At 45.7% G+C, this 18,164-nt stretch carries 16 protein-coding genes; all 16 read right to left on the minus strand.

Annotated features, from left to right (window positions below; genetic code table 11):
* Positions 1 to 5: 5 nt before the first annotated feature.
* Complete coding sequence (ymfI, locus tag RCO25_RS02095) at positions 6 to 752, minus strand: elongation factor P 5-aminopentanone reductase (protein WP_308994501.1); 747 nt, start codon at positions 750 to 752, stop codon at positions 6 to 8.
* Complete coding sequence (gene yfmH, locus RCO25_RS02100; RefSeq protein ID WP_308994502.1) at positions 749 to 2,035, minus strand: EF-P 5-aminopentanol modification-associated protein YfmH; 1,287 nt, start codon at positions 2,033 to 2,035, stop codon at positions 749 to 751. Before yfmH ends, ymfI begins: the two co-directional genes overlap by 4 nt.
* A 2-nt stretch (positions 2,036 to 2,037) precedes the next feature.
* On the minus strand, positions 2,038 to 3,330 hold the full coding sequence (gene yfmF / locus RCO25_RS02105) for an EF-P 5-aminopentanol modification-associated protein YfmF (RefSeq protein ID WP_308994725.1): 1,293 nt from the start codon (positions 3,328 to 3,330) through the stop codon (positions 2,038 to 2,040).
* Between the two features lie 129 nt (positions 3,331 to 3,459).
* Positions 3,460 to 4,245 (minus strand): spore cortex-lytic enzyme, encoded by a 786-nt coding sequence (sleB, locus tag RCO25_RS02110; protein WP_308994503.1) that lies wholly within the window; start codon positions 4,243 to 4,245, stop codon positions 3,460 to 3,462.
* 118 nt (positions 4,246 to 4,363) lie between these two features.
* Complete coding sequence (locus RCO25_RS02115) at positions 4,364 to 7,039, minus strand: DNA translocase FtsK 4TM domain-containing protein (RefSeq protein WP_308994504.1); 2,676 nt, start codon at positions 7,037 to 7,039, stop codon at positions 4,364 to 4,366.
* 87 nt (positions 7,040 to 7,126) lie between these two features.
* On the minus strand, positions 7,127 to 7,339 hold the full coding sequence (locus tag RCO25_RS02120; RefSeq protein ID WP_308994505.1) for a YlzJ-like family protein: 213 nt from the start codon (positions 7,337 to 7,339) through the stop codon (positions 7,127 to 7,129).
* Positions 7,336 to 8,070: a ClpP family protease gene (locus tag RCO25_RS02125; RefSeq protein WP_374992047.1), complete on the minus strand. Its 735-nt coding sequence runs from the start codon at positions 8,068 to 8,070 to the stop codon at positions 7,336 to 7,338. The genes RCO25_RS02120 and RCO25_RS02125 overlap by 4 nt, the downstream gene beginning before the upstream one ends.
* A 187-nt stretch (positions 8,071 to 8,257) precedes the next feature.
* A complete protein-coding gene (locus tag RCO25_RS02130; protein WP_308994507.1) occupies positions 8,258 to 9,937 on the minus strand; it encodes a ribonuclease J in 1,680 nt (559 codons plus the stop codon).
* A 402-nt stretch (positions 9,938 to 10,339) separates the two neighbouring features.
* Entirely contained in the window at positions 10,340 to 11,215 is an 876-nt protein-coding gene (gene dapA, locus RCO25_RS02135) for a 4-hydroxy-tetrahydrodipicolinate synthase (protein WP_308994508.1), read from the minus strand.
* Positions 11,216 to 11,242: 27 nt separating this feature from the next.
* The gene (gene dapG, locus RCO25_RS02140; protein ID WP_308994509.1) at positions 11,243 to 12,457 is read right to left on the minus strand and encodes an aspartate kinase; all 1,215 of its coding nucleotides are present in this window, start codon (positions 12,455 to 12,457) and stop codon (positions 11,243 to 11,245) included.
* 60 nt (positions 12,458 to 12,517) lie between these two features.
* Positions 12,518 to 13,552 (minus strand): aspartate-semialdehyde dehydrogenase, encoded by a 1,035-nt coding sequence (gene asd / locus RCO25_RS02145; protein WP_308994510.1) that lies wholly within the window; start codon positions 13,550 to 13,552, stop codon positions 12,518 to 12,520.
* A 32-nt stretch (positions 13,553 to 13,584) separates the two neighbouring features.
* Positions 13,585 to 14,172, minus strand: a complete 588-nt coding sequence (locus RCO25_RS02150; protein WP_308994511.1) for a dipicolinate synthase subunit B — start codon at positions 14,170 to 14,172, stop codon at positions 13,585 to 13,587.
* A complete protein-coding gene (gene dpsA / locus RCO25_RS02155; protein ID WP_308994512.1) occupies positions 14,169 to 15,068 on the minus strand; it encodes a dipicolinate synthase subunit DpsA in 900 nt (299 codons plus the stop codon). Before dpsA ends, RCO25_RS02150 begins: the two co-directional genes overlap by 4 nt.
* 136 nt (positions 15,069 to 15,204) lie before the next feature.
* A complete protein-coding gene (gene dut / locus RCO25_RS02160) occupies positions 15,205 to 15,648 on the minus strand; it encodes a dUTP diphosphatase (protein WP_308994513.1) in 444 nt (147 codons plus the stop codon).
* Positions 15,629 to 16,897 carry a M16 family metallopeptidase gene (locus RCO25_RS02165; RefSeq protein ID WP_308994726.1) on the minus strand — a complete coding sequence of 423 codons (1,269 nt, stop codon included), beginning with the start codon at positions 16,895 to 16,897 and terminating at the stop codon, positions 15,629 to 15,631. Before RCO25_RS02165 ends, dut begins: the two co-directional genes overlap by 20 nt.
* A 125-nt stretch (positions 16,898 to 17,022) precedes the next feature.
* A complete protein-coding gene (locus RCO25_RS02170) occupies positions 17,023 to 18,021 on the minus strand; it encodes a polysaccharide deacetylase family protein (protein WP_308994514.1) in 999 nt (332 codons plus the stop codon).
* Between the last annotated feature and the right edge of the window lie 143 nt (positions 18,022 to 18,164).

The following is an 18,164-nucleotide window of genomic DNA, read 5'->3' on the forward strand; positions in this document are numbered from 1 at the left end:
TTGGATCACGTGTGCCAACCGCCATTCGGACTGATGACCTGCCCCGTGATATACGATGACTCGGGCAAAGCGAGAAAATAAACAAGGGATGCGATTTCTTCCGTCGAGCCAAATCGGCCAACTGGAATCTCCTGCTCCAAGGCTGCCTTTTCCTCCGCGTTGAACCCGTCCATCATCTCTGTTTCAACAGCACCTGGAGCTACGGCATTGACCGTAACCCCAGTTGGCGCAAGCTCCTTAGCCAGCGCCTTCGTAAAGGCGTTCATGCCACCCTTTGTTGTTGAATAAAGCACTTCGCAGGAGGCGCCGGACATCCCCCAAATGGACGAAACATTTATGATACGGCCATAACGCTGCACAATCATATTCGGCATAAATAACTGCGAGCAAAGAAACATGCCTTTTAGGTTAACGGACATCACATTATCCCATTCTTCCTCCGAGACATCCATCAGCATGCCATAATGAGAAATGCCGCCGTTGTTTACCAGTATATCTGGAAGCATATTATGACTCTCCAGCTTCTCCCGCATCCGCTCGAGCTGCTCCTTGGAGCGCAAATCAGCAGATATCGTTAATACATTTGCACCAAGTGCCATGCAAGTTCGTGCTGTTTCGTTAGCTGTCTCATGAGACTGCAAATAATGAATAACGATGTTAACACCCTCAGCTGCAAATCGTTTGGCAATGGCTGCCCCGATCCCGCGGCCTCCCCCCGTAATTAACACCGTCATTTGCTGGAGCGTTTTCATTTTGACGGCTGTTCCACGATAGATACCGCAAGCTGATCGAAATCAAAATGCTCGCGCAGTCGCGCATTGACATCGTCAAGCGTACATTTTTCATAAAAATCGAGGACATCGAACATATCGCTGTCACGAAACCGGTATCTTGTAAATTCACCGGCAATCGCTTCTGGGGAATTGAGCATCCGCAAATATCCGCCGATTTTTTTTCGCTTGGATCTTTCAAAAGCCGTTGGTTCTATTCCGCTCGCCAAAGTACCTTCTACGGCCGCACGGATTTGCTTGATCAGCTCATCTGGATTTGGCGAATCACCGCCGATAACGGAGAATGCATAGCCCGTACTCGAATTGTACTCATGTCCGAAGGAATCGGAAATCAAATCATTCTCGTAAAGCTGCTGGTAAAGCTTAGAGCTAGGTCCAATTAAGGCTTCCAGCATCAGCTTTGTCGTTACTTCTTGACGCAGCAGCGTTTCACCGGTAAGACCCGTCTGCTTTTCTTTGAAACCGAGCATGCATTTAGGCAATGATACAGGAAGCTCCGTTACCTTTCGGGTAATTTTCACGGACTCCGGCTCCTTCTCAAAAAACCTCTCGATTGAACCCTGAGGCTCAAATGATTTGGTGCTCTGATTATCGCGAACGAGCTGGAAAACTTCCTCCGCCTTCACGCCGCCAACAACGAAAAGCAGCATATTGGAAGGATGATAAAAGGTTTCATAGCAGCGATATAACGTCTCTTTATCGATTTGTCTAATGGATTCTACCGTACCAGCAATATCAATATGGACGGGATGCACATGATAAAGCGCATCGATGAGTCCGAAATAGACTCTCCAATCCGGATTGTCTCGATACATATTGATTTCTTGCTCAATAATCCCCTTTTCCTTTTCTACGTTTGTATCCGTGAAATAAGGATTTTGAACAAAGTTGATCAATGTCTCCAGGTTAGCATTAATTTGCTCCGTCGCCGAAAACAAATATACGGTGCGGTCAAAGCTTGTAAATGCGTTAGCAGAGGCGCCTTGTGAAGCAAAAACAGCAAAAATATCACCTGTCGGCTCTTCGAACATTTTATGCTCCAAAAAATGAGCAATCCCGTCGGGCACCTTTACTGGCGGCTGATTGCCAACTGAAAAACGATTGTCTACCGAGCCGTATTTTGTTGAAAATGTCGCGTAGGTTTTATTAAACCCTTCCTTTGGAAGCACGATAACCTCTAATCCGTTATCAAGCACCTCGCGATATAGCGTTTCCTGCACATTTGGATAGCTAAGGGTTTGCATCGTTATGCCTCCTTCCGGTCACGCAAAAAGTAAATCGTATCGAGCTGCACGCGCTCGGCAACCTTCACAATATCCGCAGCAGTAACCGCCTGTACCTGCTCCAGTAGCTGCTCTGCACTTCTTTGCTTGCCTGTAAGAACGCCATTAAAATCATAAGCGATCATCTCATAAGCGGAATCTTGAAGCTCACGGAGATGATTGGATATCATGGCTTTCGTCTGATTCATCTCAAGCTCGGACAGATTTCCTTGGCGCATGCTTTCAAGCTGTTCTTGAATAATAACGACCGCTCTGTCGTAGTTGGCAAACTCAATGCCGGATTGTATGGTGCAAAGACCTTTATGTCCATCTAGACGGGAAGCCGCATAATACGCCAAGCTTTCCTTCTCACGTACGTTTAGAAAAAGCTTAGAATGAGGATATCCTCCCAAAATGCCATTGTACATTAAGGCAGCTGGATATTCGTCATCCGTGTAACCTACTCCGGTACGCAAACCCAAATTGAGCTTGCCTTGACTGACTTCCATTCGCTCCGTCACCTTTTTTACTTCTTTGACCGGATGATGCACGTTTGGCGTTGAATAGGAGGATGGCGAGCCGTTTTTCAACTTAAAGGCTTTGGATACAAGCTCCGTTACTTCCGCTAGCGTGGTATCGCCGACGACATACAAATCAAGCGCGGCTTGATCCAGCCATTGCTCATATTGTTTATAAAGCGACGAAGGCGATATAGAATCAATCTCTGCAAGCTTGCCAAGCGGGTGAAGGCGGTAATGCTCATCCGCGCACATTTCTTCCAAGCAGCGCTCTGCCGCATAGCGAATCTTATCATTCACGATAGCTTCTAAGCGTTTCTTAAGCGTTGTTTTTTCTGCATCGACATACTTTTGATGAAAGCCGTTATTCTCTAACAAGGGGTCCGTAACGACATCGCCTAAAAATTGTAGCGACTCGGCAAGGAGCGGCGTGTTCGATGACACAAACTCATCATTAATGACATCCATACGAAATTGAACGATTTGAGAATCGCCTCTTTTATATACATCAAAACCAAAACCTGCTCCATATAAATCGTCAAGCTTTTCCCGGAAAGAAATGGTTTCAGGCAAGTTTGCGGTTCCTCTTCTCAGTACAAACGGAATAAGAGCAACCGGCGTAACCGTTGCTTCATCGAGTGTGAGTCCCGCAAATAAGGAAATGGCAAACGTTTTGAATCGTTTTGTAGGCATCACATGCAGACGGATGCGCTGCAGCTGCCCTCTTTCGAATATGGACACTCGGTTTGCTCCTTTCATCGGCGTGTTATAGAGTAAATCTATTCCATTAGACAAATCACTATACCATTCTAACCTATAGGAAATGGAAGAAGCAACCACTGCTGCACAAGGCAGTAACGGCTGCTTCCTTTCGTGAAAGTCCTATTGTTACATACAAAAAATATGTTTGCCAATCGTTTTAATCTGCGTTCTCGTCCATATCCATTTCGAGGTAGCTGTCTCTGGATTAAAGTAGTAGAGGCAGCCGCCGGATGGATCCCAACCATTGATTGCATCTTCTACGGCTTCTCTCGCTTTGGCATTTGGAGTGAGCCAAATTTGGCCGTCAGCAACTGCCGTGAAAGCACCTGGTTGAAAAATAACGCCGTAAATTGTATTCGGAAAGCTTTGCGATTTCAAACGGTTAATAATAACAGCCGCAACCGCTACTTGTCCCTCGTAGGGCTCGCCTCGTGCTTCTCCATATACGGCATTCGCCATCATTTGGAGATCATTTTCTGTCAAGCCTAGACGGTTAGACTTAGCAATTGTTGTTTTGTTGCCTGTGGAGCTTGCTGTTTCTTTGCCGCTTGTTCCTGCGTTCGATGATGGCGGCGCTGCTGCAGTGGGCTTCCAAGCTTTTGTAGCTTCCCATAGCTTCAGCTTTGTTTTCGCACCGACAACTCCGTCCGACTTAAGACCGAACTTCCATTGGAACCATGTAACAGCATTTTTAGTGCTCGTACCGAATTTCCCGTCTATTTCGCCTTTGAAATATCCGAGGTGCTTGAGTCGACCTTGCAGTTCATTAACATCCTGTCCGGAAGAGCCTACCGTTAGGGTAGCATTGCTGAATGTTTCCGTTGCTTCTTCACGCTCACCGTGCAGGAATGAAAAAGAACCGAACAACAACAGTACGATAATCGAAGTCACTAAAATCAAACGATTTCTCATGATAGGATCTGCCTTTCTCTTGCAAGTTAGTTCGCTTCAGGTAGCGTTACCTAACTTTAGTATGAGAAATTCATTCCGCTTCTATGCACATTATTCGGTTTTCTGTAATCAACTTCAATTATGAGCTAACTTTGCCAGCCTGGAATTGATCCATCGTTATAAGCACTTCTCTTGGCTTGCTTCCTTCATAAGGCCCCACGATGGAGCGTGCTTCCATCTGATCAATTAATCTTGCAGCTCTCGTATAACCGATGCGCATTCTACGCTGGAGCAAGGAAACCGAAGCCTGCTTCGCTTCCAATATAATTTGTACGGCTTGATCATAAAGCTCGTCCAGGATCTCATTTCCTTCGGCCGATTCTTCCTCAACCTCCGGTACAAGATCTTCTTTGTATTCCGCTTCGGCTTGACCTCGCGCATAATTGACCAAGGTCTCAACTTCCTGATCAGATAAGAACGCCCCCTGTACCCGGATGGGCTTGGACATACCAACTGGCAAAAACAGCATATCACCCCGACCAAGTAATTTCTCCGCGCCGACCATATCCAAAATGGTACGCGAATCTACTTGGGATGAAACACCAAAAGCAATTCGGGACGGGATGTTCGCTTTAATCACACCTGTGATGACATCAACTGATGGCCGCTGCGTAGCAATGATGAGGTGGATCCCTGCGGCCCGTGCCATTTGCGCCAGCCTTGCGATCGAATCCTCTACATCATTCGCGGCTACCATCATTAGATCAGCAAGCTCGTCCACGATAACAACGATATAAGGAAGTACGGCTGCGGGATTATCCGCCATTAACGTATTGTAGCCTTCTATGTTACGCGTAGCGGATTTGGAAAACAGCTCATAGCGGCTCTCCATTTCAACAACGATCTTCTTGAGCGCGAGCGAGGCTCTCTTCGGATTCGTCACGACGGGAGCTAGTAAATGCGGTATCCCATTATATACATTTAATTCAACCATTTTCGGGTCAATCATTAGAAATTTCACTTCATCTGGCGCAGCCTTATACAAAATACTCGTAATAATTCCGTTAATACATACCGATTTTCCTGAACCCGTCGCTCCTGCCACAAGCAAATGGGGCATTTTGGCTAAATTGCCCACAATCGTTTGCCCTGAGATGTCACGTCCGAATGCAATTGACAGCTTTGATGCGGCATTTTGGAAAGTAGCTGTTTCCATAACCTCGCGCATCGTAACGACAGATACTTCCATGTTCGGCACTTCGATTCCAATGGCTGACTTACCTGGTATCGGAGCTTCCATCCGAATGTCTTTAGCGGCTAATGCAAGAGCGATATCATCCGTTAAGCCTACAATACGACTAACTTTAACCCCTGTAGCTGGCTGAACCTCATATCGCGTTACTGCCGGACCCCGAACGACATCGAGCACTTTGGCCCGAACACCGAAGCTTTCCAGCGTAGCTTCCAGCTTTCTGCGTGAGTCGTACATATCCGTCGCATCAGCGCTTTTGCCCATTAAGTTAGGTTTCGTCAGCAGTGAAAAAGGCGGCAGCAAGTACGGCTTGACTGCATTTGCCTCAACCACGGCTGCAGGACGCTTTGGAACCATTTGCGCTTGGCTTTCATCCACGATAAGCGCTTCAGAAGCATCGATAGCTTCAGCTGTTTTTATTGCTGATGTTTGATCCTCTGATTCCACTTCGTCATCCAGTTCATCCAATGCCTCATCATCTGGCAATGGATTAAGCGGCTCAGGAACAGGAAAGGTATCGTTCCATGGTTCCTGCTGACTTGACAAAGACGCATCATGATCAATAATTAATCCATCGCCTGCTTTTTCCCATGGCGCAGTGTTACCGTGCAATAACTCTTCTTGAACAGAAGCTGTATGTAAATCGGCGCCTGACTTCTCCCAAGGCGGTTCAATATCATTTTGCCAAGCGGGTTTATTTCCAGCGGACGACTCCGTCCCATTTGGTTCGAATACCCACTCGTCATGCTCCTCCGCCTGTGTACTCGATTCCTCGTCATTTTTATTTTGTCTCCAAGAGAAAAACAATGATTTTCTTTTCTTAGGTGGAGAAACAACATAACCTTCATGGTCATCATCAATGGTATCATCATCATCTAAATCTAATGGATCAGGACTTGTACTGTCTGTGGCTGATGCACGCAAAGTGGCTCTCTTTGCCCATTTAGCCGCAAGTAATTTAAACATTCGCGTTGCCCTGCTGCTTATGACTCTTCCTAATTCCACATAAGACTTGCCCGTCATCAGCATGATAGAGATCGCGAACATTACAAACATAATAAGCTTCGCGCCATAATAGCCGAATAATGAGAAAAACAAAGAGTATTGAATAGCGCCAACGTAGCCTCCGCTAATTTGCTTGTCTCGAATAGGTAAATCATTTTCGACAGGCACGTTTATTAATATCATTTGCAAATCACTGCTTAGCTGCCTGAATATCATCGTCCCGGTAAGGTCTGCGGTAGGACTTAACTTTTGGTCAATCTCTGATATTGAGCTCATCAGTGTAAACGCAAGCACCAAAATAAATATGCCCGTACGCTTATTAGTCCATCCCTTTGGCCAAGTTCGTTTAATCATGACTGCTAGTCCAATCACAATCCCTATTATTGCAAGCACGAAATAAAACTTGCCGAGCACAAGTCCAAATAATTTGGATAACGAGCGCCCGACAGCCGCTTCACCCGATAGTGCAATAATGGAGATTGTAATTAGCAAAATGCCATACACTTCGTATTTTAGGTTTGAGCCAATTGTTTTTTTTCTTCTCTTTTTCTTTGCCAAATCGGTCACCTCTGGTAAAAGATTATACCATAGGTGGGCAAATGTTCCTATGAGACATTCGTACGAACATCCGTTTGGCGTTACTGATTACTGATAGTGAACGATGGTTCCTGGCGATAAATTAGGATTCAGATAATCGTGCAAGTTGCATTCTATCAAACGTACAATTTTCCCCATTCCCGGCGCTACCGGCATTACCTGCATTTTCACTCCGTTAGACCAAACCTCTTGCAGGCTCTCCATTTCATCATTAAAGCCCTCCAGCACCAGCTCCAGTGGCATATTCGTATACAGCGTCATTGAAGAGTCACCTCGATTTTGGCGCTTTTAGAAGCTTCAATACGTCGGTTTAATTCCTTTAGCGCCTCGCCTAATCCGCCAACCGCATCGATAAGGCCGTGCTTGACCGCATCCGCGCCAATGACCGTTGTGCCAATGTCGCGTGTCAGCTCACCAGTCTTGAACATGAGTTCTTTAAATATATGCTCTGTGACATTGGAATGCGAAGTCACGAAACGCACGACACGCTCCTGCATTTTATCTAAATACTCAAAGGTTTGGGGAACTCCGATAACTAATCCGTTTAACCGAATCGGATGGATGGTCATCGTCGCTGTTTCTGCAATAAATGACATGTCGCCTGCTACTGCAATGGGAACGCCGATTGAATGTCCGCCGCCAAGTACAAGGGTAACGGTCGGCTTAGTTAAGGATGAAATCATTTCAGCAATGGCCAACCCTGCTTCCACATCGCCGCCTACCGTGTTAAGTACGATGAATATTCCTTCGATTTTATGATTTTGTTCTGCTGCAACTAATTGTGGAATAAGATGCTCATACTTGGTCGTTTTATTTTGCGGCGGCAAAACAAGATGACCCTCCACCTGTCCAATAATAGTCATGCAAAATATATTTGATTCTGTCATTGCCGGCGTAGCTGTCTGCCCCAGTTGCTGTATCGTCTCGACGACAGCATTCGCCTTTTTTTTCTCATCCGTGTTTGGATCGGGTTGCTCCGATGTTAAGTCCATCTGTGACTGCCAATTCATGTACAATCCCCCTCTTATGATATCGCTCGTCATAGTATGGGGTCTGGCGTCAAATTTATTCCGGATAAAGTCATGAAACGACATGTATGCAAAAAAAAGAGAATCGCTTGCGTCCGCCGCGGCAATTGCGGAATGGACAAGCGATCCTCTTCAGAAATGATATATCGATTTACACTTCCATAATAATTGGCAAAATCATCGGACGGCGGCGAGTCTGCTCGTACAAAAAGCGGCCAAGCGCATCTTTCACGTTCGTTTTGAGTGATGCCCATTCATTTACTTTATCATTCATTAAGCGAGTTAATGTCGATGTAACGATACGGTTAGCTTCATCCAAAAGACCTTCGGATTCACGAACATACACGAAACCGCGGGATATAATATCCGGACCAGACAGGATTGCGCCGTCTTGTTTGCTTAATGTAACCACAACGACCAAAATACCATCCTGCGATAACAGCTTACGATCACGCAATACGATGTTACCAACATCTCCAACGCCTAAACCATCAATAAGAACATTTCCTGCTTGTACTTTTGAGCCTTTGCGACCGTTTCCGTTTTGGAATTCAACTGTATCTCCGTTATCAATAACGAAAATATTCTCGCGTTCGATCCCAATAGCTTCTCCGAGTTTCGCATGCTGGCGAAGCATACGGTATTCACCGTGAATAGGAATGAAGTATTTAGGCTTAATCAGGTTAAGCATAAGCTTCAGTTCTTCTTGGCTTCCGTGACCTGAAACATGGACGCCGGAAACCGATCCATTGCCGTAAATAACGTTTGCGCCTAATCGGAATAATTCATCGACTGTACGACCAACATAACGTTCGTTACCTGGGATTGGCGTTGCAGCGATGATAACGGTATCACCTGGCAGGATGTCCACCTTACGATGCGTTGAACGTGCCATGCGAGTAAGTGCAGACATCGGCTCGCCTTGACTGCCTGTACACAAAATAACGACACGATCTGCAGCTAATTTGTTAACTTCTTCCGGTTCAATGATCATGCCTTCTGGAATATTTAAGTAGCCAAGGTCAGAAGCGATTCCAACGACATTTACCATACTCCGTCCGACTACGGCAATCTTACGGCGGGTAGCAATGGCTGCATTAATGATTTGTTGAATCCGGTGCACGTTGGAAGCGAATGTCGCAACAACAACGCGCTGTGATGATTTGCGGAAAATATCTTCCAAATTGTCGCCAACTTGTGCTTCCGACGGCGTGTAGCCTGGACGCTCTGCGTTCGTACTGTCTGAAAGAAGTGCCAAAACGCCGCGTTTTCCAATTTCAGCGATGCGCTGCAAATCAGCGAATTGCTCATTTACCGGAGTATGGTCAAATTTAAAGTCACCTGTATGGACAACAGTACCTTCTGGTGTATCCAAGCTAACGCCTACGGAATCCGGAATACTGTGGTTAGTTCTAAAGAAAGAAGCACGGATCGTGCCTAATTGAATTTCGCTATCTGCGTTTATGAGAATACGCTTAGTTTCTCCCAGCAAACCCGCTTCCTTCAATTTCCCCTCAATAAGTCCAAGTGTAAGTTTTGTTGCATATAATGGAACATTTAGGCTTTTTAGTACGTAAGGCAATCCGCCAATGTGATCTTCATGTCCATGCGTGATAATAATACCGCGAACTTTGTCGCGATTTTCTGTTAGGTACGAAATATCTGGAATTACAATATCAATTCCGAGCATGTCCTCTTCTGGAAACTTCAAGCCTGAATCGACAACAACGATATCATTGTTATACTGGATGACGTACATATTTTTTCCGATCTCGCCTACTCCGCCTAATGCAAAAATGAGCAGTTTATCCTGGTTGTTCTTCTTAGACAAGTGTATCTTTCCTCCTTAAAATTTTGCGAAGCAGCTGTTGCTCCGTAAGCATTCTGTTAAATTTTTCGAAGCATAATGGCTTCTAAAGCATCTAATTATTTTTGCGAAGCTAGAATGGCCTCGTAAGTATTGTCTTCATATGGAAACGCAAATTTGATCTTGTACTGATCCATAGGTGTTGTGATGCCGAATTTGAAGATACCTATGCATTTGTTTCGTCAGATGCCGCTCTGACGTTAAGTTCATTTCCAAATATTTGCCGCACCCAGTCACTTGAAATCATTATACATGAAGAAAAAGCTGGAATACAAGTGAAACACGATAAAGCTATTAACCAATATGCTTCCCAAAAAAATAAAACCGATGCTGGACGCACCGGTTGCAATAAACGATAACGTTTATTTATACCAATAAATTGCGTAGGAATGCGGCTTCTGCCTCGTTTACAGTAACAAGTGGCAGTCTTACTCCGCCCACAGAAATACCTTTCAAGCCTAAAGCAAATTTTACTGCAACAGGGTTGGGTACAGGATGAGGGCAATAAAACAAACCCTTGAAAACCGGATGTAAAAGACCGTTTATACGAGCAGCTTCCTGCACATTTCCACTCAGGTATGCATCGATTAGATCTTTCATCTGTGCGCCGACAATATGGCTGGCAACACTGATAATGCCATAACCGCCAACTGCTAACGATGGCAATGTCGCGCTATCGTCACCGCTATAAAGCTTAAAGCCCGCAGGAGCGCCGCTAATAATTTGTGTTAGTTGATCTAAATTAGCGCAATCTTTAGTAGCTACAATATTGTCAATTTGTGCTAAGCGAAGCGTCGTCTCGGCGGATAGATTCACACCCGTACGTCCTTCCACGTTATACAAAATGATCGGTAGCGCCGTTGCTTCCGCAATCGCCTTAAAATGCTGAAAAAGTCCTTCTTGGTTAGGACGGTTATAATAAGGTGCGACAAGCAAAATGCCGTCAACCCCAGCTGCTTCCGCATCTTTTGTCAAATGGATGGAATGGGCCGTATTGTTGCTTCCCGTACCAGCAATAATTTTGCAACGACCATTCGCATGCTTGACAGCAAATCGGAACAGTTCAAGCTTCTCTTCATCGGACAGCGTCGGCGATTCGCCAGTAGTGCCTGAAACGACAAGACTATCGCTTTGCTGCTCCTCAATTAAATAATCAATCAATCGGCCTGTCGTTTGCCAATCAATATGACCGTCCGCATCGAATGGGGTTACCATTGCGGTAATTAATCTTCCAAATTCCATCTGAATTCCTCCCAAAAGTGTTGCTCTCTATCGATGAAGCTCGAACTTCGCGTGGAGAGAACGAAGTGCCTCAGCCATATCCGCTTCACGTACGAGCACCCATATCGTTGTATTAGAATCGGCAGACTGCATGATAGAAATCCCTTGTTCCGTCAGCGCTTCCACGATACGCGCCATAACACCCGGTTCTCCATTCATACCTCCGCCAATTACGGAAACTTTTGCGCAGCCATTAATCGCTGAAGGCGAAAAGCCAGCCTCCTGCAATACATCGACAGCGCGTGTCGCATCATGATCAAATACCGTATAAATTGCGCCGCTAGGCGTTACATTAATAAAATCGACACTTATATGATGTTTTGCCATCGATTGAAAAACCTGCAGCTGCACATCGTTGCGGCCTTCGATAGCTTTCACTGAAATCTGAGTAATACCGGAAACATGTGCGATTCCCGTGACATGCCTATCCTTCACCGAAAGCTCTGCTTTCAGCTCCGCAGAATCGGTTACCAGCGTCCCTGTTTCATTTGAAAAAGTAGAACGTACCCGCAGCGGTATGCGAGCCTGTTGAGCAATCTCTACAGCACGAGGATGTATAACCTTAGCTCCCTGTCTAGCCATATTACATATTTCCGCATAACTGACGACAGGCAGCGGTTTTGCCTCCTCTACGATGCGAGGATCTGCCGTTAGTATACCATTTACGTCTGTATAAATATCAACCATTTCAGCTCGCAGCGCAGCGCCTAATGCTGTTGCTGAAGTATCGCTGCCTCCGCGGCCAAGCGTAGTGGTGTCTCCGTGTATCGTGCTTCCTTGAAAGCCGGTCACGATAACGACCGTTCCTGCACGCAAATGAGTGAGTACCTTATCTGGCCGAATTTCTTTTATTCTGGCATGCCCATATTGTTCGTCAGTTATCATGCCCGCCTGTCCGCCGGTTAAGACAACGGAAGAAATACCGTTTGCGATGAGTAAGCTGCATAAAGCGGCTGCGGAAATAATTTCTCCGCAGCCTAACAGCATATCCCGCTCACGAGCCGGCAGACTGTTACCGTTGTCTCGAATAACCTGCAATAATGTATCCGTAGCGTAAGGATCCCCTTTACGCCCCATAGCAGAAACGACAACGACAACAGCAAAGCCATTACTGCGTTCTCTGGTAATGTGATGGATAACGTGTTCTCTGGCGTGATCGGTTGATAAAGAGGTGCCCCCGAATTTTTGAATCAGGATGCGCATATTATGATCCTCCGTAATCGATCCCAGGAAGAAGCAAACGGCTACCCTTAACTTAATACATTAACCTTTTGCGATATGTTCAGCGATTTGAACGGCATTCCATGCAGCGCCTTTGAGCAGGTTATCGGATACGATCCACATATTAAGTCCGCGATCAGAACCTAGATCGCGTCTCAAGCGGCCAACGAATACATCCGGCTTACCGGCAGCATCGGTCGCAAGCGGGTATTGCTGGTTAGCAGGATCATCTACGAGCGTTATACCCGGTGCATCTGCTAGCAGCTGCTTAACCTCTTCCAAATCGTAGTCGTTTTTGAGCTCAACATATAGAGATTCCGAGTGACCGTATACGACAGGAATACGAACGCAAGTGGCTGTAACCTGGATAGATTCGTCACCCATTATCTTTTTCGTTTCACGTACCATTTTCATTTCTTCCAGCGTATAGCCGTTATCTTGGAATTTATCGATTTGAGGAATCGCATTAAAAGCAATTTGATGCTTTACTGGCAAAGCGCCAACAGGCAAAATAGCCGGGTTAACCTCTTCACCACTTAGTGCTGCTTGGGTTTGACGCAGCATTTCATCGATTGCGCGGCTGCCGGCACCGGAAACAGCTTGATAGGTTGAAACGATAATACGCGAAATGCCATAACGATCTTGAAGCGGCTTAAGCGCTGCTACCATTTGGATAGTCGAACAATTCGGATTAGCGATTATGCCCTTATGCTCGCTAACCTTCTCGATATTAACCTCAGGAACCACAAGCGGAGTGTTCTCGTCCATGCGGTATGCATTTGTATTATCGATACATACTGCGCCATGCTCAACAGCATGTGGAGCTAGTGCCTTTGTAACGTCGCCGCCAGCACTGAACAAAGCAATTTCTATGCCTTTAAAACTCTCCGGTGTCGCTTCTTCAACCGTTAACTCTTGGCCTTTAAACGTAATTTTTGTGCCTGCTGAACGAGCAGACGATAATAGCTTAAGCTCTTTAATCGGGAAGCTTCTGGATTCAAGTAATTTTAGTATTTGTTCTCCTACTGCGCCTGTTGCCCCTACTACTGCAACATTAAACAATTTCTGATTCGACATTTGCTGCCGTCTCCCCCTCTATCCATGTGTCATTAGTGACGTTCGACAAGCAGAGGCTGCAGCTGTTTGCCCTGTAAGGCAGCTTCGCATGCTTCCAAGACCAAATCCATTCTGGCAACAAGCGAATTAGGCTTCTGCACAGGGTTATCTTGGCCGAACGGAACAAAATAAATATGTTTAGCCACTAGTAGCTTCGCTATATTAGCGGCATTCAAACCAAGTCCATCATTGGTGGAAATGGCAAGCACCAGCGGCCTTCCATTGCGCATTTGCGCTTTGGCAGCCATAAGCACTGCGCTATCCGTTATTGCATTTGCTAATCTGCTTGTAGTGTTGCCTGTGCAAGGTGCGATGACGAGAACGTCAAGCAGTTTAGAAGGCCCTAGCGGCTCCGCCTGCACAATCGTTGATATAATCTCATTTCCAGTAATTTCTTTAAGCTGTGTTTGCCAATCCTCGGACTTTCCGAATCTGGTGTCCGTTGTCATAATCGTATTCGAGACGATCGGCACGACATTCGCACCCGCATCGACGAACCGTTTAATTTCCGGCATAACTTCAGCAAATGTACAATGTGAGCCCGATAAAGCATAACCCACCGTTATTCCAGCCCAATTCATATCCCATTCCCCCGCTTAATCGTATCGTCCAAAATCAACTGTGATAAGCAATCCGCTATGATACGTCCAGCTGTTTTCGGTGCGACGATACCGGGAAGTCCGGGTGCGAGCAGAGCCTTGATTCCGCGTTTCTCAGCGAAGCGGAAATCTGTGCCGCCTGGCTTCGAAGCGAGGTCAATTATTACGGCTCGCGAAGGTAAATTTGCGATAATTTGTGCTGTGACTATCATAGTCGGAATTGTATTAAAAAGCAAGTCAATATTGCTTACATGATGCAACAAACCACTGATGTAGAAAGGCTCAAACCCCATTTCTGAAGCTCTCGCAAAGTGCTCAGAACGACGTACTCCGACCTTAACTTTAGACCCTAAACCTTGAAGAGTTCGGGCCATTGTAAAGCCGGTTCTGCCGAAGCCAAGCACCATAGAAGAGGAACCGTGAATCGTGATATCCGTATTCTGAATCGCCATCATCAGTGCACCTTCTGCTGTCGGTATGGAATTGTATATCGCAACATCATCACGGTCAAACAGTTCAACTAATGATAAGGAATATTTCTCGCATAGCTGGCGTAAATAAGGTTTTGCCATCCCTGTATAAACCGTACAATGCTTTGGCAGCCTTGAAAAATGACTATCCGTCACTTGCATCTGGCGGTCACTAAAAACAGCGTGAATTACACCTTGATCATCTGTACCTACTGCGGGCAAAAGCAGCGCGTCGACAGATTCAAACAATTGTTCCTCAAATTCCGCATGTACTGCTCCGTCAAGCGATGAATGCAAGCCATCAAAGCCTGATACGGTGACGGAAGCATCAAGCTCTGTCAGCTTGCGTATCACCTCAAGCTGCCTTGCATCACCGCCAAGCAAAAGCACTTGGACGCCTGTAAGCATTAAGCTTCACTCCTTTCTTGCTAATAGCTTTAGATCATCTTATGCTTGCGCCCAGAGCGGGGTGAAAAAGAAAAAAAAAGATCGGGCCATTGGCCCGATCTTTTAGAATGCTTATCATATTATGGGTATTCCCCGATTAAACACCAGTATGGCCAAAGCCGCCAGCGCCGCGCACCGTTTCCGGCAAATCCTCTGCTTCAGTTATAATGACTGCCGGAACTAGCTGAAATACCATTTGAGCGATCCGCTCACCCCGCGTGATGGTAAAGGGCTGCTGGCCTAGATTAATAAGCAGCACTTTCACCTCGCCGCGGTAATCCGCGTCAATCGTTCCCGGAGAATTCAAGCATGTAATTCCATGCTTATATGCAAGACCGCTTCGCGGTCTAATTTGTGCTTCAAGCTCTCCTGGCATCGCCATAGCAAAGCCTGTTGGAATAAGCTGGCGTTCACCCGGCTGCAGGATTACAGCTTCTCCAACGGCTGCCTGCAGATCAAATCCGGCAGCCCATTCTGACATTTTTTTGGGCACCGCGATGTCTTCATTGCCTTCTAGCCTTTTAAACTGTACTTGATACAAATTGATTCCTCCCAAGTTGCGCTGCTGCTTTATCATTCGAGCCAACCATAGCAACGGAGAAAGGCACGGACAGCATACGTTTTGTAACCTCGACCACATCAGCCATATCCACCGAGTCGATTCGCTTCAATAGCTCGTCAAGCGTGTAATGTTGACCAAGCATGAGCTCATTTTTACCTAATCGGTTCATTCTGCTGCTGGTGCTCTCCAAACTTAAAATCAAGCTTCCCTTCAGCTGCTCCTTGCCCCGGTGTAATTCATCTTCTCCTAAGCCTTTGACAGACAGCTCGTTCAACTGTTCCATCGTCAAATCCAGTACCTCTTTGGTTTGCTTTGGTGCCGTTCCTGCATAAAGGGTAAACAAGCCTGTATCCGCGTAGGAAGTATGATAAGAATAGACAGAATAAGCGAGTCCGCGCTTCTCTCTGATTTCTTGGAAGAGCCTGGAGCTCATTCCTCCCCCCAAAGCATTGTTGAGAAGTATCATGGCATACAAATGAGAATCTGAAATGGAGCAGCCCGGGAAGGAAATACATAAATGATTCTGTTCCGTTTTCTTTTTGTAGAACAAGTAATCACCGTGGAATGCTGGAGCCGTAACGATCGCTGAAGCTGGCTTGCTATTTTTGAAACTCCCAAAATGCTTCTCCATCAGAGCCAGCAGACTTTGCTCCTCCACGTTGCCGGCAACGCTGATAACTACATTCTCAAGCGTATACGTATCATTCATATATCCGCGAAGCGTCTCGGAGGTCATAGCCGTTAAACGTTCCTCTAGACCCAAGATCGAATAAGCTAGCGGGTGATCGCCAAAGGCAGCTCGCGAGGCTTCGTCATGCACTTTATCATCGGGTGTGTCTTCGTACATGGAGATTTCCTCAAGAATAACGTTTTTTTCCTTAGCAAGTTCTTCGGGATCTAACTGGGAATTAAAAAACATATCCGAAAGCGCGTCCACTGCAAGCGGCAAATGCTCATCAAGCACTTTAGCAAAATAACACGTATATTCCTTAGAGGTAAACGCATTAACGTTCCCGCCAATGCCGTCAAATAAATCAGCAATATCCTTTGACGTACGGCTTTCTGTACCTTTAAACAACATATGTTCGATAAAATGTGAGATGCCGTTATTTTCAGGTGTCTCATTCCGGGAACCCGTTTTTACCCATATCCCAAATGACACGGATCTTACAGTCGGTATGTATTCGACAACAACACGTAATCCGTTACTAAGCGTGTATTTGTTCATCATTCGTCCTCCTTATGTGTTGTTTGGCAAAAAGGACCTTACGGACATTTTCCCGGCGTTTCGCCTCACAAAACTAACTTCGTATGCATGTGCCTATAAACATGAATGTTTTTACTATAGCAGAATCAGTCTGCTCGCTCAACAGCAGCCGTAAGACGCTTAGAAGAAAGCGTCTCACTTACCGTGCCAATGGCATATCCCTTCTCTTTCGCCGTTGCAATAATGCCTGCAAGCGCATCACGCGTGGATGATGTTGGATGCATTAAAATTAGGGAGCCAGGCTCAAGCTTCTGTGCTATTTTACGAACAATGGTGTCGGCAGCCGGTTTTTGCCAATCAATCGTATCGATTGTCCACAGCACCGTTTTCAATCCCATCTCCTCGGCGATTTGAACAGTTGCTTCATTAAAAGCTCCTGATGGAGGAGCAAACCATCTGTTATTCACGTTTAGAGAAGATTTTAAAAGCGCTTCTGTCTTCGCGATTTGGTTATACTGCGCCTGTCTGTTTAACGCACTCATATCAGGATGCGTATAGGCGTGATTGGACATCTCATGTCCATCAGCCTGTATGCGTTTCGCAATCTCTGCGTTTTTATTAAGCCAACTACCGTCAAGGAAAAAAGTAGCTTTTACCTTTTCTCTTTTAAGTGTTTTTAAAATAGAATCGATGTATTCATTGCCCCAGGCCACATTAATCATTAGGGAAATCATTTTTTTATTCGGATTTCCGCGATAGATCGGATGCGGTCCAAGGTCGTTAAGCTTAATTTCCGGCTCCACCTCTTTAAATATGTATGAAATTGATTCTGCCGGCGGAGCCAGTAAAGCTGCCTCCAAAGTTTTCTCTACATCAACTTCCAAACCGTTATACCCAGGGATCGCTCGCCACACACGATCTATCCTCGCATTTACAGGAAGGATGTTGCGCTTCTCGGCTTCAGCATTGATGAGTGAAAGCAGTCTTTCACGCTCTGGCTGTGAATTCGAAAATTGCACAGATGCCGTTTTTACTTCTCTATATTTCAATGAAGCAAGAAATTGTGAGACATCATCATTCATGCTTACGAACGCCAGCAACAAGAGCATACTTGCTGCAATAATCGCTGCTTTTCTTACCATCATAACTTCCACTCCCATTGTCGTCCTCTTGTGCCTATTAAGCTTGACCTTATTCCAGCATGTTAATTCATATGTATGAAATGTTGGACGAGATTATGCAAGCGGATAGTGATTAAGGAAATGGAGCACGTTCGTAAATAAAGCAA

It is taken from the genome of Paenibacillus sp. LHD-38 (assembly GCF_031157315.1).
Taxonomy (GTDB): Bacteria; Bacillota; Bacilli; order Paenibacillales; family Paenibacillaceae; genus Pristimantibacillus.

Coding starts and splice junctions, on each gene's coding strand:
- ymfI (WP_308994501.1), bottom strand. CDS start 752: ATGAAAACGCTCCAGCAAATGACGGTGTTAATTACGGGGGGAGGCCGC.
- yfmH (WP_308994502.1), bottom strand. CDS start 2,035: ATGCAAACCCTTAGCTATCCAAATGTGCAGGAAACGCTATATCGCGAG.
- yfmF (WP_308994725.1), bottom strand. CDS start 3,330: ATGAAAGGAGCAAACCGAGTGTCCATATTCGAAAGAGGGCAGCTGCAG.
- sleB (WP_308994503.1), bottom strand. CDS start 4,245: ATGAGAAATCGTTTGATTTTAGTGACTTCGATTATCGTACTGTTGTTG.
- RCO25_RS02120 (WP_308994505.1), bottom strand. CDS start 7,339: ATGACGCTGTATACGAATATGCCACTGGAGCTGGTGCTGGAGGGCTTT.
- RCO25_RS02125 (WP_374992047.1), bottom strand. CDS start 8,070: ATGGACTTAACATCGGAGCAACCCGATCCAAACACGGATGAGAAAAAA.
- dapA (WP_308994508.1), bottom strand. CDS start 11,215: ATGGAATTTGGAAGATTAATTACCGCAATGGTAACCCCATTCGATGCG.
- dapG (WP_308994509.1), bottom strand. CDS start 12,457: ATGCGCATCCTGATTCAAAAATTCGGGGGCACCTCTTTATCAACCGAT.
- asd (WP_308994510.1), bottom strand. CDS start 13,552: ATGTCGAATCAGAAATTGTTTAATGTTGCAGTAGTAGGGGCAACAGGC.
- RCO25_RS02150 (WP_308994511.1), bottom strand. CDS start 14,172: ATGAATTGGGCTGGAATAACGGTGGGTTATGCTTTATCGGGCTCACAT.
- dpsA (WP_308994512.1), bottom strand. CDS start 15,068: ATGCTTACAGGCGTCCAAGTGCTTTTGCTTGGCGGTGATGCAAGGCAG.
- RCO25_RS02165 (WP_308994726.1), bottom strand. CDS start 16,897: ATGAACAAATACACGCTTAGTAACGGATTACGTGTTGTTGTCGAATAC.
- RCO25_RS02170 (WP_308994514.1), bottom strand. CDS start 18,021: ATGATGGTAAGAAAAGCAGCGATTATTGCAGCAAGTATGCTCTTGTTG.